This window comes from Nocardioides daphniae, assembly GCF_004777465.1.
Taxonomy (GTDB): domain Bacteria; phylum Actinomycetota; class Actinomycetes; order Propionibacteriales; family Nocardioidaceae; genus Nocardioides; species Nocardioides daphniae.
Map to the genome: position 1 here is coordinate 1,911,780 of NZ_CP038462.1, position 12,448 is coordinate 1,924,227.

The following is a 12,448-nucleotide window of genomic DNA, read 5'->3' on the forward strand; positions in this document are numbered from 1 at the left end:
AGCCCTTCGTCGTCCCTGCTCGACGCGGCAGCAGGTCAGTCGAGGAAGCGGACGAGCGCGGGTCCCTCGACCTGGGGCGGCAGGCCACGGCGCGGGACCACGGCGTACTGCTGCGACTGCAGCCAGACGACCTCGACGTCCTGGTCGAACCCGTCCTCCGGGACCTCGGGCACCAGCTCGAGGCGGCCCGCCAGGCCGTCCACGGGCTCTCGTACGACACCCTCGCCCAGCGTGCGCGTCGAGACGGTGCCCGCCTCGAGCGAGTCGCCGTCGACCCATCCGCCGCCGGAGCCGGTGTAGAAGACCACAGCCCTGGTGCCCGGCTCGCTGGCGGTCGCAGAGCGCAGCACCCGCGGGGTCACCACCAGCACCTCACCCACGCCGACCCGCTGGCCACTCATCGTCAGGCCACCGCTCAACGGGACGAGCTCCTCACCCGCCGGCTGCGTTCCCGTCGCGGGGCGGTTCCACCCGTCGGGGAAGGTCAACAGCACGGTCCGGGTGCCGCGCTGCAGGTCGACGTGCAGCGGATACATCCGGGCGGGCAGGTCGGCGCCGGCGATCGACGCCTCCAGCCACTCGTGATGGTCACTGGCCAGGTCGACGATGCTCATGGAGTTCTCCTGCTCGGTCCGTGGTGGCGGCTGTCATTCTCGCCGACCCGTGGGGCGGCGCGAGCGCGAGGTCAGTCGAGGAAGCGCACCAGGGCGCGGTTCGCGCCGGCGGGCACGGCCTCCCCCGCGGGCACCACGGCGTACGCCTGCGACTCGAACCAGACCACCTCGACGTCCTGGTCGAGGACGGCGCCGGCAACGTCGTCGCGCAGCTCCACCCGGCCGTGCAGCCCCTCGACGGGCTCGCGGACGAAGCCGGGCTCCAGCGCCGTCAGCGTGCTGGAGCCCGTGACGAGCTCCTCGCCGTCGACCCAGCCACCCCCGGCGCCGGTGAACATGACGACGGCGCGGGTGCCGTCCTCGGTCCAGGTGTCGGCCCGCAGGGCGCGCGGGGTGATCACGAGGTAGTGGCCGGGCACGGCTCGCTTCCCGGCGACGTGGAGCGCGCCGCTGAGGGTGACCATCTCCTCGCCGGCGGGCTGGGTGCCCACGGCGTCACGTCGCCACCCGTCGGGGAAGTCCACCAGGACGGTACGGACCCCGCGCCCCTCGTCGACGTGGAGCATCGACATGCGGGCCTCGAGGTCGGCGCCCGCGATGGCGGCCTCGAACCAGGAGAGGGTCTCGGAGCTCAGGTCGACGAGGGTCATCAGTTCTCCTTCTCGCCGGGCCGGGCACCCAGGGCAGAGAAGCGCGTGAGCACCTCGGCCTCGGTGACGACGTCGGCGTACGTGGCGTTGAGGTCGAAGAGGTTCTGCTCGTGCGTGGCGGGCTCGCGGTCGCCGCTCGCGTCGGCGACGACCTGGGGACGGAAGCCGTGCTGGAGGGCGTCGAGCGCGGTGGCCCGCACGCAGCCACTGGTCGAGAAACCCAGGAGGTACGGGGTGTCGATGCCCATCGAGCGCAACGTGGAGGCGAGCGAGGTGCCGAAGAAGCTCGACGCGTACTGCTTGGCCACGACAACCTCGCCGGGCACCGGCGCGGGGCCGGCCTCAGGGAAGTCCGCGAGCGGGTTGCCCACCTCGAAGACCTTGAGCGAGGGCACCTTCTTGGCGAAGAAGCCGGCGTCGGCCAACCCGGGCTGGAGCACGACCTGCGTGAAGAGCACCGGTACGCCGGCCGTGCGCGCCGCGTCGACCACGCGGGCCGCGCTGGCGCGAGCGGACTCAAAACGGCCACCCTTGTCGGAGAGCGGCGACTCGGGGCCGAGGTGGGCGCGCAGCTGGCGTCGGGCGAGCTGGTGATGCCCGAGGACCGCACCATCGGCCTCGAGCACGCGGGCGCGGCCTTCGCGGCGATGATGAGCGGCGCCAACGTCGGCAAGGTCGTCGTCGAGGTCGCCGTCCGCTGACCTCCCGGGCCGGGTCTGTGACCCGGCTCCCTTTGCAGATCTTTGCGAAGCGGTCCCGAGGTTGGGTCCGGCTCACTAGCATCGGTGCCATGGGGCTGATCGAGGAGCGCGTGGTTGACCTGCGCTCGGCGACCCGTCCGTGGCACGAGGCGCTGGAGGGTCCGGAGGTCCCCGAGCCGCACAGCTCGCTGGCCTCCGACGACGTCGCCTGCCCGCCGCTGCCGTGCAGCCGTATCGCCTGGCACAGCCTGCTCGGGGCCGTCGCGGCCTTCGACCGCGTGCTCGACGCCCTCGAGTCACCCGACGCCGACGGGGCCACGGTCCTGGGCGACCTGCGTACGGCCCTCGTGCACGCCTCGCACGCCGTGGTCGTGCTGGCACTCCCCCGCCGCGAGCGCACCGACTTCGCCATGCGGATCGCCTGGTCGGCCCTCGACGGAGCACCGGACGACCCGGGCGTCGCCGCCCTGGTTGCCTTCCCGATCCCCCTCGCCGCCCGCGAGATCTCGCGCCTGCTCGCTGCGCGCAGCTTCAAGGCGTCGCCGCGGTGGACCGACCGCGCGTCGGTCCGCGTGGCGGGCGACCACGTGGCCGCCCGCGTACCCGACCGGGCGCTCTTCGAGGACGTCGTCCGCTTCGTCTGGGCCGCCGACTCGGGAGCCGGAATCCTGCGCGACGACTTGGTGACCAGCGCGGAGAGCGTGCGGGTCGTGGTCGACCGTGCGGTCACCCTGTGGCGTACGCGGCGCCTCGCGCCCCCGCAGGCAGCCGCACCGGCGACGACGGACGAGACCCCGTTCGGCACCCCGACGTTGCTGGCCGCCGGTTCCTGAACCCCTGACGCCCCGGCCTCCATGGCCGAGACTGTCCTCGTGCTCGACCAGATCCTCGTCCCGGCCGCCGCCGGCGTCGCCGCCGGACTCGGCGTGGCCATGCCGCTCGGGGCGGTGGCGGCGCTGCTCCTGCGCGAGGGGCTGGCCAACGGGTTCCGTGTCGCCGCCGCGGGAGCCAGCGGAGTCGCGACCGTCGACCTCGTCTACTGCCTCGTGGCCTCGCTCGCGGGCGTCGCGGTCGCGCCCCTGGTCGCCGACCACCAGGGCGTCTTCCTGGTGGTCTCGGGGGTGGTCGTGCTGGCGCTCGGCGTGCACCAACTCGCGGTGGCGGTGCGGCGGCGTACGTCGCCGGCGACGACCGTCGAGCGCACCTCCCCTGCCGCTGCGTACGCGAAGTTCGTCGGCCTCACCGCGGTCAACCCGATGACGCTGGTCTACTTCGTCGCCCTGGCGGGCGCCGTCAGCTCGCGGTCGACGACGTGGGTCGGACCGTTCGTCTTCGTCGTCGCCGTGGGGTTGTCGTCGTGGGCCTGGCAGCTACTCCTGGCCGCCGTCGGGGCGTTCGCGGGGCGCTCCCTCGGCCCCCGTGCTGCCGAGACGGTCGGAGTCTTCGCGTCGGCCGTGGTCATCGCGCTGGGCTGCGCGATCGTCGCAAGCGGGCTGGCGGCCTGACGCCTGGGGTTCAGCGGGCTGCCGGGCAGGTGACGCAGGTCCGCGCGAGCGGGCGCGCCTCGAGGCGGGCGGCCGGGATCGGCCCGCCGCAGCGCTCACAGACTCCGTAGGTGCCCGCGTCAACACGGGCCAACGCCTCGTCGACCTCCTCGAGCTGACGACGAGCCTGCGTGGCCAGCGCTGCGACCTGCGAGCGCTCGAACGCGATCGTCGCACCCTCGGGGTCGTGCTCGTCGTCGGCGTTCGTGTCCAGCGAGGCAGCCACGATCGCGTCGTGGTCGCGAGTCAGCCCGGCAAGGCGGTGCAGCACACGTTCCCGTTCCTGCTCGAGCCTGGTCCGTCCCTCGTCCATGCGCCCATCGTGCCCGGTCGGTCAACGGTCGCTGGCATGGCTCGGCCCCGCAGCGGGTACGAGGCCACGCACGCCGCAAGGCCGGCCACGGCCGGTCTGCCCAGAGGAAAGGTGGATCGATGACGCACCACGACAAGCCCCAGGAGCACGACGACCTCGCAGCCCACCAGCAGGGGGCAGGCTCGGTGAGCGAGCCGGAGGCCAACCCGACGCCGCCGGGTGCGGACCCGTCGACGACCCCGGGCGTCGACGACACGCCGCAAACGGCTCCGGACCAGGAACGGGAGCACACCACCCCGGACGAGTGACGGATGGGCGGCCGGACGCTGGGCCCGGCCGCTCGCCGGTCCGTCAGCAGCTCCACTCCACTGCGAGATGCTCGCAGTGATCGGCCACCCGTGGCCGTGCGGTTCGATGTGCGGCTCACCCAGGTCGAGGCAGTCGTCGACGAAGTAGGTGTGCTCCAGGTTGACCAGCCATGCCCACGCAGCGTCGGCCGAGGCCGTGAAGCCGTTGCCCTGGGCGTCGAGCTGGGCGGCCTTCCACTCCTCGTTCGCCCTGTCGGGATCAGTGGCGGCCAGCGCTGCGTCGAGGTGACGGTCGACGGGCTTGCTGGAGTAGTAGCCGGCGTTGAGCAGGTCGGTGCCGGCCAGGTCGGACTTGTAGAGCGAGTACATCTCGTAGGGGTCGTGCGAACCCCAGCCGAAGAGCACAGAGTCGGTGTGCAGGCGCTGGTAGATCTCGTCCCAGCTGACTCCCTCGGTGGTGATCTTGATGCCCGCGGGCTTCACCTGGTCGACGACGCTCAGGGCGAGTCCCTGCCGCAGGGAGTCGCCTGCGGGGTAGAGCAGCGTGAAGGCCGCGTCGAGTCCGCCCTTCTCCACGACGCCGTCCCCGTCCGTGTCGGCCCAGCCAGCGTCGGCCAGCAGCTGCTCGGCCCTGTCGACGTCGGCGTCCTCGATCGCGGAGTCAGGGTTGAACCACGGCGAGTTGTCCACGGGGCCGCTCGCCGGGGAGCCGAAGCCCTCGAGCACGCCGTCGACGAGTGCCTGCCGGTCGACCGCGTAGTTCACGGCCTGCCGGATCGCCCTGTCGGCGGTGACGTCGTTGCCGATCGGCAGCCCCGCAGGCGACTTCCTGCCCTCCTTCGGGACCGTCACGAAGTGCAGACCGCGGTTGTCGATCGAGGTGATCGCCTCGAGCCGCATGCCGGGGATCTCCTGGGTCGCCAAGGAGGCGGGAAGCCCGGCCAGGTGGACCTCGCCGGTGCGGGCGGCCGCCAGCGAGGCGTCCTCGTCGGTGAAGACGAAGACGATCCGCTCGAAGGGCGACTTCTCGCCGTAGTAGTCGTCGTTGCGCGCGACCACGAGCTGCTCCCCCTTGGCCCAGTCGACCAAGGTGAACGGGCCCGAGCCGACCGGCTTCTGCGCGTAGTCCTTGCCGTGGGCGTGCTCCGGCACGATGCCCAGGCTGACGAGGCGGTTGACGAAGGTCGACTGCGGCTTCACCAGCGTGAGCTCGACGGTGTCGTCGTCGACGGCCTTGGCCGACCTCAGCGACGTGACGTCGGTGAGTCCACCCTCCTTCGCCGCCGTGGTGAAGGTGTAGGCCACGTCCTCGGCCGTGACCGGTTCGCCGTCGGTGAACTCCGCGTCGTCGCGGATGTCGACCGTCCAGACGAGGCGTCGTCGCTGACCGAGTAGTCGGTCGCCAGGTCCGTGCCGATCGACAGGTCGGCGTTGCGCTTCAGGAGCGTCGACTGGAAGAGCGGCGACCCGTAGCGCCCCCAGCCGAGCGTCGGGTCGTACCCCTCCTCGGACTCCCCGCCGATGGCCAGCCGCAGCTCGGTCGGAGCGGCAGTGCTGCGGCTGTCGTCGGTGGCGCAACCCGAGGCGATCAGGACAACCGCGAGCGCGGCGGCCGGCAGGCGCAGGGTGCGACGGAGGGCAAGGCGGGACATGGGCGCTCCTTGTTGCGAAGTGTTTGCAATAGAACGCTACCGCACCCCATGCACTCAGCGTAATTGCCGCTACAGATTGCGTCAGAAAACCCCCATCAGCACAACGGTCCGAGTGATGCTTGCGGACCGGCGGGTCGACGTACGACGCTGAGCTCGGGGCTGCGGGCACGTGGCTCCTGTGCCGCCACGAGGCGTTGCTGCGCCGCAAGCTGGACGAAGGCGCAGAGGGCCGAGGTCGTCCCGCTCGACGAAGTCGGTGAGGTCTGTCACCCAGGCGTGGTGAATCGCTCGATCACCCTCGACGGGACCGGCCCGGGTGCGACCATCGACCAGCGGCACGTCGACGTGTTGCCTCGACGTGACATCTCGGAAGTGGACGAAAGACGTGAGCAACACCCAGGCCAACGTGAGGTCATCACGCTCGCTCGCCATCATCCTCGGTGCCCTGCTGGTGCTGGCTCTCGTGGCGGTGCCCCTGGTGGTCCTGCCGGCTGGAGGGCAGGCCGGGATCTCCCCTGGCTCCCTGGGGGTCATGACGGCGCTGGTGGCGGCCGCCCTCGCCGCGCGCACGGCACTGCTCAGGCGCGGGGCGATGCGTTTCTCCTGGAGCATGCTCGGTCTCTACCTGGGCATCTACGCCGTGGGGGACGCGCTCTACTCCGGACTCCTCGGCGGGAGCCCCCAGCCGAGCCTGGCCGACATCGTCTACCTGATCGCCTTCGTGCCCGCTGGCCTCGGGCTGCTGTGCTACCCGATCCTCGAGCTCTCGCGCGGAATGTGGCGCCCGCTGCTGATCGACGCCGCGCTGCTCGTCGCCTCCGTCGCCCTCGTCGTCCACACGCTCGTGCTGCGCCACGTGCACGGGGCCGGTCTCGAGCTCGTCACCGTCACCATCCTCAGCATCTATCCGCTGATCTCCACCTGGTGCGCGGCACTGATGGTGCTGGTGCTGGCCCGTAGCCGCGGCGGGCAACGGCCTGACGCCACGCTGATGGGCCTGGCGTACGTCGTCTACGCCTGGGGCGACAACGGGTACGCCTTCCTCTCGGTCAGCGGTGCCGACCTGGCAGGCACCTGGGTGGACGCCTGCTACACGCTGGCGCCCCTCCTCCTGGCGGCTGCCGCGGCGGTCGCCGCTGCCACCCCGACGCCTCGGCGAGAGCTGCGGCGCCACCTGTCAGGTTCGTTCACCCCCGTGCTGGCCGACCTCTTCGGCCTCGGCGCACTCGCGCTCGCCGCCGTGGTCGGGCCGCGCGACGTGGTCTCCGCGGCGCTGGGACTCCTCACGGTCGTCATCCTCAGCGTCCGTCAGGTCGCCCTGACGAGCGCCTCGTGGAAGCTGCGCGGCGCCCTCGAACGGCGGATCGACGAGCGCACCCAGGAGCTGAGGGAGCTCACGGCGCACTACGAACGCCTCGACGCCCGCAAACGGGAGTTCATCACTGCCACCAGCCACGAGCTGCGCACGCCGTTGGCGGCGATCCGCGGCGGGCTGGAGATGCTCCAGGACGGGGACGCCGGCGAGCTGAACCCGACGGCGCAACGCATCGTCACCATCGCCAGCCGCGGCAGCGAGCGACTCTCCCGACTCGTCGACGACATCATCGACCTGGAGAAGCTGGACAGCGGAGCCTTCGCCCACGACCCCAGCGTCCAGCCAGTCGAACGTCTGGTCACCGAGGCGGTGCAGACGCTGGCGCCCCTCGCCGCCCAGCACGCGGTGGAGCTGCGCATCGACCTGGCGGAGGCCTCCGTGGTGTGCGAGCCCGACCCGATCGTGCAGGTGCTCGTCAACCTCCTGGGCAACGCGTTGAAGTTCTCCGACGGTGGCACCCAGGTGGTCGTGCGTGCACGACGTCAGGCCGAGGAGGTCGTGGTCTCGGTGCGCGACCAGGGTCGCGGGATCCCGTCCGACCAGCTGGAGACCATCTTCAGACGGTTCCACCAGATCGAGAAGGACGACAGCCGCGAGAAGGGCGGCGCGGGCCTGGGTCTCTCCATCTCGCAGCTCATCGTGCACCAGCACGGCGGCCGCATGTGGGCCGAGAGCGACGGCGACGGCGCGACCTTCTGGTTCACCCTGCCGGCCGCCGACTCACCCACCCCAGCCACCGCCCGCCCGCGCGGATGACCCTCTCCGCCTGAGCCGACCGACCGCGCACGACCTGTCCGGCTCGTGGTCGTACGCGGGCCGTGCGCGTGGCAGGCACCTGCTTCAGGCGCGCCCGATCGAGAAGGCCAGGATGAAGCCGACCGTGGCGATCAGCCCCGCGTAGAGATGGGTGCGCTCGAAGGCCTCGGGGATCATCGTGTCGGCCACCATGGCCAGGATGGCACCGGCGGCCAGGGCAGTGATCACGGCGACGACCTCCGGAGCCGCGCCGTCGAGCAGCAGCGCACCGAGCAGCCCGGCCACCCCACTCGCGGCGGCGATCGAGCCCCACACCCCGAAGACGTAGCGCGCGCTGCGGCCACTGCGCTTCATGCCGGCCGCACTCGAGAGCCCCTCCGGAAGGTTTAGAGATGAAGATCGCGGCGAGCACGGGCACGCCCACGCCGTTGCCGCCCAGCAGCGACAGCCCCAGCACCACCGACTCCGGGACGCCGTCGAGGAGGGCCCCGATCGCGATCGCGGCCCCCGACCCCTGGCGCTCCGATTCCGACGGCTGCTGGTCCTGCGAGCGCTTGCGGTGGGCCGCCCCACGGCGCGACAACGCCACGTTGGCCAGCACGTAGATTACGGCCCCACGAGGAACCCCGCGACGGTTCGCGGCCAGTCACCCCGGTCGTCTCCGCCTCGTCGATGAGGTCGAAGGACAACGCCGAGATCAGCACGCCGGCACCGAAGGCCATCACGGAGGCCACGACGCGCTGCGGGACGTGCACGAACCATGCGACGAGTGCCCCCAGGACCAGCGCCCACCTGCGACCAGCCCCCACGCCCCGGCCTGCAACCAGATCGGCACCAGCGCCCTCCCCTCCTGACGACGTCACCTCGACGCTAGTCGCCCGCGGTCCCCGGAACTAGGCTCTGGCGATGGCTGACACCCCTACGTCCCCCGACTCGATCCCCCGCCTGCGTGTCGGCGTGGTCGGCACCGCCCACTGGGCCCGTGAGGTGCACGCCGCAGGTGCGGTGGCGGCCCAGCACGCCGACCTGGTCTCCGTGTGGGGCAGGACGCCGGAGCGCGCGCAGTCACTGGCGCAGCGGTACGACGTGGAGGCAGCCGCCTCGTTCGAGGAGCTGCTCGACCGGGTCGACGTGGTCACCTTCGCGTGCCGCCGCAGGTGCAGCCGGACCTGGCTGCGATGGCCGCCCGGGCTGGCCGCCACCTGCTGCTGGACAAGCCGGTCGCGACGTCGTTGCGCGCGACCGACGAGCTGGCCGCAGCGGTGCGGGAGGGCGGCGTACAGGCGTCCGTCTTCTTCACCGACGCTTCGTCCCCGATTTCGAGAAGGCTCTCCAGGCCGCTGCCACGCAGGAGTGGAGCGGCGCCCGGGTCAGGTGGCTCGCCGACGTCGCCGCCGCCGACTCGCCCTATCGCGACTCGGTGTGGCGCGCGGAGCCGCTGGCGGCCCTGTGGGACCTCGCACCCCACGTGCTGGCCCATCTCGTCCGGTGCTCGGCGCGGTGGAGTCGGTGACGGCCGAGCGCTCCGGGCACGGGGTCGAGCTGCGTACGCAGCACAGGAGGGGCGCGCAGGCCGACATCGCGGTCTCCCTGCACTCGCCCGACTACGTCGAGGAGTTCCGGCTGCTGCGCGGCGACGGCAGCGAGCTCGTCCTCGACGCTTCTCCCGTCGACGCCGTCGAGCCCTTCGCCCGCGCCCTGGACAACCTCGTACGCCGGGCACACGGTCTGGACGAGCCGTGCCCGGCGCCGCTCGAGGTGGGCGTCGAGGTCACCCGGGTGCTGGCGGAGGCCGAGGCGTCGCTCTGCCGCAGCGGCCCCCGCAGCGCGGAGTGGCGAACTACTTCCTCTTCGGCTTCTGCTTCGACTTCTCGGGATAGACCGCGTCGACCTCGACCTCGACCAGCCAGCCGTTGACGGGGAGGTTCTCGATCTCGAGGGCGAAGCGGGAGGGCCGCGCGGGGTTCACGACCATGGGCGCGCCCTGCACGCTCCCCATCGGCACCGTCATCGTGGCGCCCGTCCTGAGGTTGGTGTTGGCGAAGAACTGGCGGTAGGCGCGGTTCCAGCCCGCGAAGTCCATCTTCTCCTCGCCCGCCGGGTTCTGCAGGAAGACCCGCATCGAGACCACGTCGTCGTACGAGAGCCCCGCGGCGGCGAGGTTCTCGCCGATGCGCATGAGGGTGTTGATGCCCTGGGCCTCGGTGATCGTCACACCGGCCGGCAGCACACCGCCGGGGAAGACGTCGGTGGGGATGTAGCGCTGCTCGGGTGTGGCACCCGCGGTGTTCATCGCGGATGGCCCGAGACCCGAGGACTTGTACCAGGCGACCTCCTTCCCGAAGGCCACGCCGTCGGCGATGCTCGGGGTGTCGCCGGTGACGAAGGAGAACGCCTCCTTCGGGTCCGGGCGGAACAGCTTGTCGTGCGCCCAGACAGTGCTGGGCACGGCCAGTGCGGCCGTGGCCACGACAGCGGTCACGATGGTGCGTGCAGTCTTCATCCTTGCCTCCGAGACAGTGCGGGCCCCCGCGTTCGAGGGCGGCCGAGGGGTCGGCCATGGGGCTGGACGCTAGGCAGAGGGTCACGTGGACGTAACACCGACGTGTCACCCACGAATCTTCAACGAACTTTTGTTTCGGCTGGCTACCTGCGAGCACAGGCGCCGCGACTTCATTGCATTAAGAGGTGAAGCCCCACCTGTCCCACGCTGGATCTACTCAATTTTTGTGACTCGCTCGAAACGCGCGAGGCCCATCCGCGTCACACGGCGTCCCTACGTTCATGCCGGGCGCTGACCTCGGCCTCCGGTACGGGTTCCGGAAGTACGGCCGCGTGTCAGGTCCGTTTGACGAGAGGACCTCCCATGGTCGAAGAAGAAGTCTTGTCCGGCGTCTCGCGGCGCAGCCTCCTCCAGGCGGTCGGAGCGGGCTCGAGTGCGGGAGTGATGTTCGCGGCGATGGGAGCCGTGGGTCTCGCCCCCACGGCGGCCGCCCAGCCGCCCAGCAAGGCCTGGACTCCTCCGGGCCGCAGTGACTTCGCGCTGTCCGGACGATCGTCCAAGAAGGTCGTCGTCGTGGGCGGAGGTCCGGCCGGCCTCGCCACGGCGTACGAGCTGCGCAAGGCCGGCTACCGCGTCACGGTCCTCGAGGCCCGCCACCGCGGGGCGGCCGCACCCTGACGATCCGCGACGGTGACTCCGAGACCGACACCGACGGCATCAAGCAGACCGCGCGCTTCGACCGCGACGTCTACATGAACGCCGGCGCCGGGCGCATCGCCCAGTGGATGGTGACGATGGACTACATGCGCGAGCTCGGCGTGCCGTACGAGGTGTTCACCAACGCCAACGCGGACGCGTACCTCTACAACGAGAAGAGCGGCGCCACCCCCGGCAACCCCATCCGCTACCGCACGGCGAAGGCGGACGTCTTCGGCTACACCTCCGAGCTCCTCAACTACGCGACCGACCAGGGCGCGCTCGACCAGAAGCTCACCACCGAGGACAAGGAGAACCTCCGCGACTTCCTGCGGTCGTTCGGCTCCCTGCAGTCGAACGGCACGTACGCCGGGGGCAACAACCGGGGCTTCTCCGAGTACCCGACGGCCTGGAACGCCCACGGGACGCCGCTGCCGGGCCCGGGGACCGCCTCCCAGGTGCTCGCCAGCAAGGTCGGGTTGTACTTCTCGTTCGAGAACAACTGGGAACAGGCGATGCTGATGTTCCAGCCGGTCGGCGGCATGGACACGACCTACAGCTACTTCGTGAAGGCGATCGGCCAGCAGAACGTGCTGCTCAACTCCCCCGTCACGGGCGTGGAGAACACGCACCGGGGCGTCAAGGTCACCTACCAGCCCAAGCGCGGCCACACCCGGCAGATCGAGGCCGACTTCGCGGTGGTCACGGCGCCCGCCGGCCTGATGCGCCGCTGGGACACCAACTGGGGCTCGGAGATCGACTCGGCGCTGGGAGAGTTCTCGGTCGGCTCCCCCGCCGGCAAGATCGGGCTCCAGTACAAGTCGCGCTGGTGGGAGGACGACCACCGGATCTACGGCGGCATCACCGAGACCGACATGGACCTGGCGCACGTCTGGCACCCCTCGTACGGCTACGGCGGGCGCAAGGGGCTCATGGTCGGCTACTACAACACCGGTGCCAACGCGCGGGCGTACGCCGACCTCTCACCACGCCAGCGCGAGGCGCGGGCCGTGGCGCAGGGCGTGAAGATCTTCGGGCCGAAGTACCGCACCGAGCTGGAGTCGTCCTTCTCGATCGCCTGGCACAAGGTGCCCTACATCGAGGGCGCGTGGGCCTACCCGAAGACCACGTCGCCGCTCTTCAAGAAGCTGCAGCAGGGCACCGGCAACGTCTACTTCGCCGGTGACTGGATGTCGGAGATCTCCGCCTGGCAGCACGGTGCCTTCTGGGCCGCTCGGTACGCGGTGCAGGCGCTGCACGCGCGAGTGATGAGCGCCTGACCCCTCCTTCGTGCGGTGTCGTGGCGATCGCTCGCCACGGCACCGCACGATGCTGT

The 12,448-nt window shown here is 71.1% G+C and carries 15 protein-coding genes and 2 pseudogenes; 9 read left to right on the top strand and 8 right to left on the bottom strand.

The genetic code is table 11. The annotated features are described in order from the left end of the window. Positions 1-35: 35 nt before the first annotated feature. The 3 genes from E2C04_RS09430 to E2C04_RS09440 form a co-directional block, all read right to left on the bottom strand. Positions 36-614 (bottom strand): hypothetical protein, encoded by a 579-nt coding sequence (locus E2C04_RS09430; protein ID WP_135832393.1) that lies wholly within the window; start codon positions 612-614, stop codon positions 36-38. A gap of 71 nt (positions 615-685) precedes the next feature. Next, positions 686-1,264 (bottom strand): hypothetical protein, encoded by a 579-nt coding sequence (locus E2C04_RS09435; RefSeq protein WP_135832394.1) that lies wholly within the window; start codon positions 1,262-1,264, stop codon positions 686-688. After that, on the bottom strand, positions 1,264-1,836 hold the full coding sequence (locus E2C04_RS09440; protein WP_275106583.1) for an isochorismatase family protein: 573 nt from the start codon (positions 1,834-1,836) through the stop codon (positions 1,264-1,266). The genes E2C04_RS09435 and E2C04_RS09440 overlap by 1 nt, the downstream gene beginning before the upstream one ends. Here E2C04_RS09440 and E2C04_RS17725 point away from each other — a divergent pair. The 3 genes and pseudogenes from E2C04_RS17725 to E2C04_RS09455 form a co-directional block, all read left to right on the top strand. Next, positions 1,813-1,965: pseudogene (locus tag E2C04_RS17725) on the top strand (zinc-binding dehydrogenase); the annotation flags it as partial. The gene E2C04_RS09440 and the pseudogene E2C04_RS17725 overlap by 24 nt on opposite strands. Before the next feature lie 89 nt (positions 1,966-2,054). Next, complete coding sequence (locus E2C04_RS09450; protein WP_135832396.1) at positions 2,055-2,798, top strand: hypothetical protein; 744 nt, start codon at positions 2,055-2,057, stop codon at positions 2,796-2,798. A 21-nt stretch (positions 2,799-2,819) separates the two neighbouring features. Then, positions 2,820-3,470: a LysE family transporter gene (locus tag E2C04_RS09455; RefSeq protein WP_135832397.1), complete on the top strand. Its 651-nt coding sequence runs from the start codon at positions 2,820-2,822 to the stop codon at positions 3,468-3,470. Positions 3,471-3,480: 10 nt separating this feature from the next. On the opposite strand, the gene E2C04_RS09460 is transcribed toward E2C04_RS09455, so the two are convergent. From E2C04_RS09460 to E2C04_RS19755, 3 genes are read right to left on the bottom strand one after another with little or no spacing between them, the layout of a single operon-like run. Further along, positions 3,481-3,735, bottom strand: coding sequence for a TraR/DksA family transcriptional regulator (locus tag E2C04_RS09460; RefSeq protein ID WP_238694222.1), 255 nt, complete (start codon positions 3,733-3,735; stop codon positions 3,481-3,483). A 20-nt stretch (positions 3,736-3,755) separates the two neighbouring features. After that, a complete protein-coding gene (locus E2C04_RS09465) occupies positions 3,756-5,486 on the bottom strand; it encodes an ABC transporter substrate-binding protein (protein ID WP_238694507.1) in 1,731 nt (576 codons plus the stop codon). Then, a complete protein-coding gene (locus tag E2C04_RS19755) occupies positions 5,375-5,782 on the bottom strand; it encodes a hypothetical protein (RefSeq protein WP_238694554.1) in 408 nt (135 codons plus the stop codon). Before E2C04_RS19755 ends, E2C04_RS09465 begins: the two co-directional genes overlap by 112 nt. Before the next feature lie 385 nt (positions 5,783-6,167). Between E2C04_RS19755 and E2C04_RS09470 the strand changes: the two genes are divergently transcribed. Next, entirely contained in the window at positions 6,168-7,913 is a 1,746-nt protein-coding gene (locus E2C04_RS09470) for a sensor histidine kinase (protein ID WP_135832399.1), read from the top strand. Between the two features lie 84 nt (positions 7,914-7,997). On the opposite strand, the gene E2C04_RS18655 is transcribed toward E2C04_RS09470, so the two are convergent. Further along, the gene (locus tag E2C04_RS18655) at positions 7,998-8,267 is read right to left on the bottom strand and encodes a ZIP family metal transporter (protein ID WP_202977728.1); all 270 of its coding nucleotides are present in this window, start codon (positions 8,265-8,267) and stop codon (positions 7,998-8,000) included. 38 nt (positions 8,268-8,305) lie between these two features. On the opposite strand from E2C04_RS18655, the gene E2C04_RS18660 reads away from it, so the two are divergent. The 3 genes and pseudogenes from E2C04_RS18660 to E2C04_RS19760 all read left to right on the top strand — a co-directional run bounded on the left by E2C04_RS18660 (position 8,306) and on the right by E2C04_RS19760 (position 9,830). Beyond that, a complete protein-coding gene (locus E2C04_RS18660; RefSeq protein WP_202977729.1) occupies positions 8,306-8,518 on the top strand; it encodes a hypothetical protein in 213 nt (70 codons plus the stop codon). A 301-nt stretch (positions 8,519-8,819) separates the two neighbouring features. Then, positions 8,820-9,196, top strand: a pseudogene (locus E2C04_RS21980) (Gfo/Idh/MocA family protein); the annotation flags it as partial. 205 nt (positions 9,197-9,401) lie between these two features. Continuing rightward, positions 9,402-9,830 carry a hypothetical protein gene (locus E2C04_RS19760; protein WP_238694223.1) on the top strand — a complete coding sequence of 143 codons (429 nt, stop codon included), beginning with the start codon at positions 9,402-9,404 and terminating at the stop codon, positions 9,828-9,830. Here the strand turns inward: E2C04_RS19760 and E2C04_RS09485 are convergent. After that, complete coding sequence (locus tag E2C04_RS09485; RefSeq protein WP_135832401.1) at positions 9,754-10,416, bottom strand: Rid family hydrolase; 663 nt, start codon at positions 10,414-10,416, stop codon at positions 9,754-9,756. The two genes, E2C04_RS19760 and E2C04_RS09485, sit on opposite strands and share 77 nt — an antisense overlap. A 363-nt stretch (positions 10,417-10,779) precedes the next feature. On the opposite strand from E2C04_RS09485, the gene E2C04_RS18665 reads away from it, so the two are divergent. After that, entirely contained in the window at positions 10,780-11,094 is a 315-nt protein-coding gene (locus E2C04_RS18665) for an FAD-dependent oxidoreductase (protein ID WP_202977730.1), read from the top strand. 74 nt (positions 11,095-11,168) lie between these two features. Next, on the top strand, positions 11,169-12,392 hold the full coding sequence (locus E2C04_RS09490; RefSeq protein ID WP_202977731.1) for a flavin monoamine oxidase family protein: 1,224 nt from the start codon (positions 11,169-11,171) through the stop codon (positions 12,390-12,392). The last annotated feature ends 56 nt before the right edge of the window (positions 12,393-12,448 follow it).

Excerpts from the sequence above, each read along its gene's own strand:
- E2C04_RS09430 (WP_135832393.1), bottom strand. The coding sequence starts at position 614 with ATGAGCATCGTCGACCTGGCCAGTGACCATCACGAGTGGCTGGAGGCG.
- E2C04_RS09435 (WP_135832394.1), bottom strand. The coding sequence starts at position 1,264 with ATGACCCTCGTCGACCTGAGCTCCGAGACCCTCTCCTGGTTCGAGGCC.
- E2C04_RS09450 (WP_135832396.1), top strand. The coding sequence starts at position 2,055 with ATGGGGCTGATCGAGGAGCGCGTGGTTGACCTGCGCTCGGCGACCCGT.
- E2C04_RS09455 (WP_135832397.1), top strand. The coding sequence starts at position 2,820 with ATGGCCGAGACTGTCCTCGTGCTCGACCAGATCCTCGTCCCGGCCGCC.
- E2C04_RS19755 (WP_238694554.1), bottom strand. The coding sequence starts at position 5,782 with ATGTCCCGCCTTGCCCTCCGTCGCACCCTGCGCCTGCCGGCCGCCGCG.
- E2C04_RS18655 (WP_202977728.1), bottom strand. The coding sequence starts at position 8,267 with ATGAAGCGCAGTGGCCGCAGCGCGCGCTACGTCTTCGGGGTGTGGGGC.
- E2C04_RS18660 (WP_202977729.1), top strand. The coding sequence starts at position 8,306 with ATGAAGATCGCGGCGAGCACGGGCACGCCCACGCCGTTGCCGCCCAGC.
- E2C04_RS09485 (WP_135832401.1), bottom strand. The coding sequence starts at position 10,416 with ATGAAGACTGCACGCACCATCGTGACCGCTGTCGTGGCCACGGCCGCA.
- E2C04_RS18665 (WP_202977730.1), top strand. The coding sequence starts at position 10,780 with ATGGTCGAAGAAGAAGTCTTGTCCGGCGTCTCGCGGCGCAGCCTCCTC.
- E2C04_RS09490 (WP_202977731.1), top strand. The coding sequence starts at position 11,169 with ATGAACGCCGGCGCCGGGCGCATCGCCCAGTGGATGGTGACGATGGAC.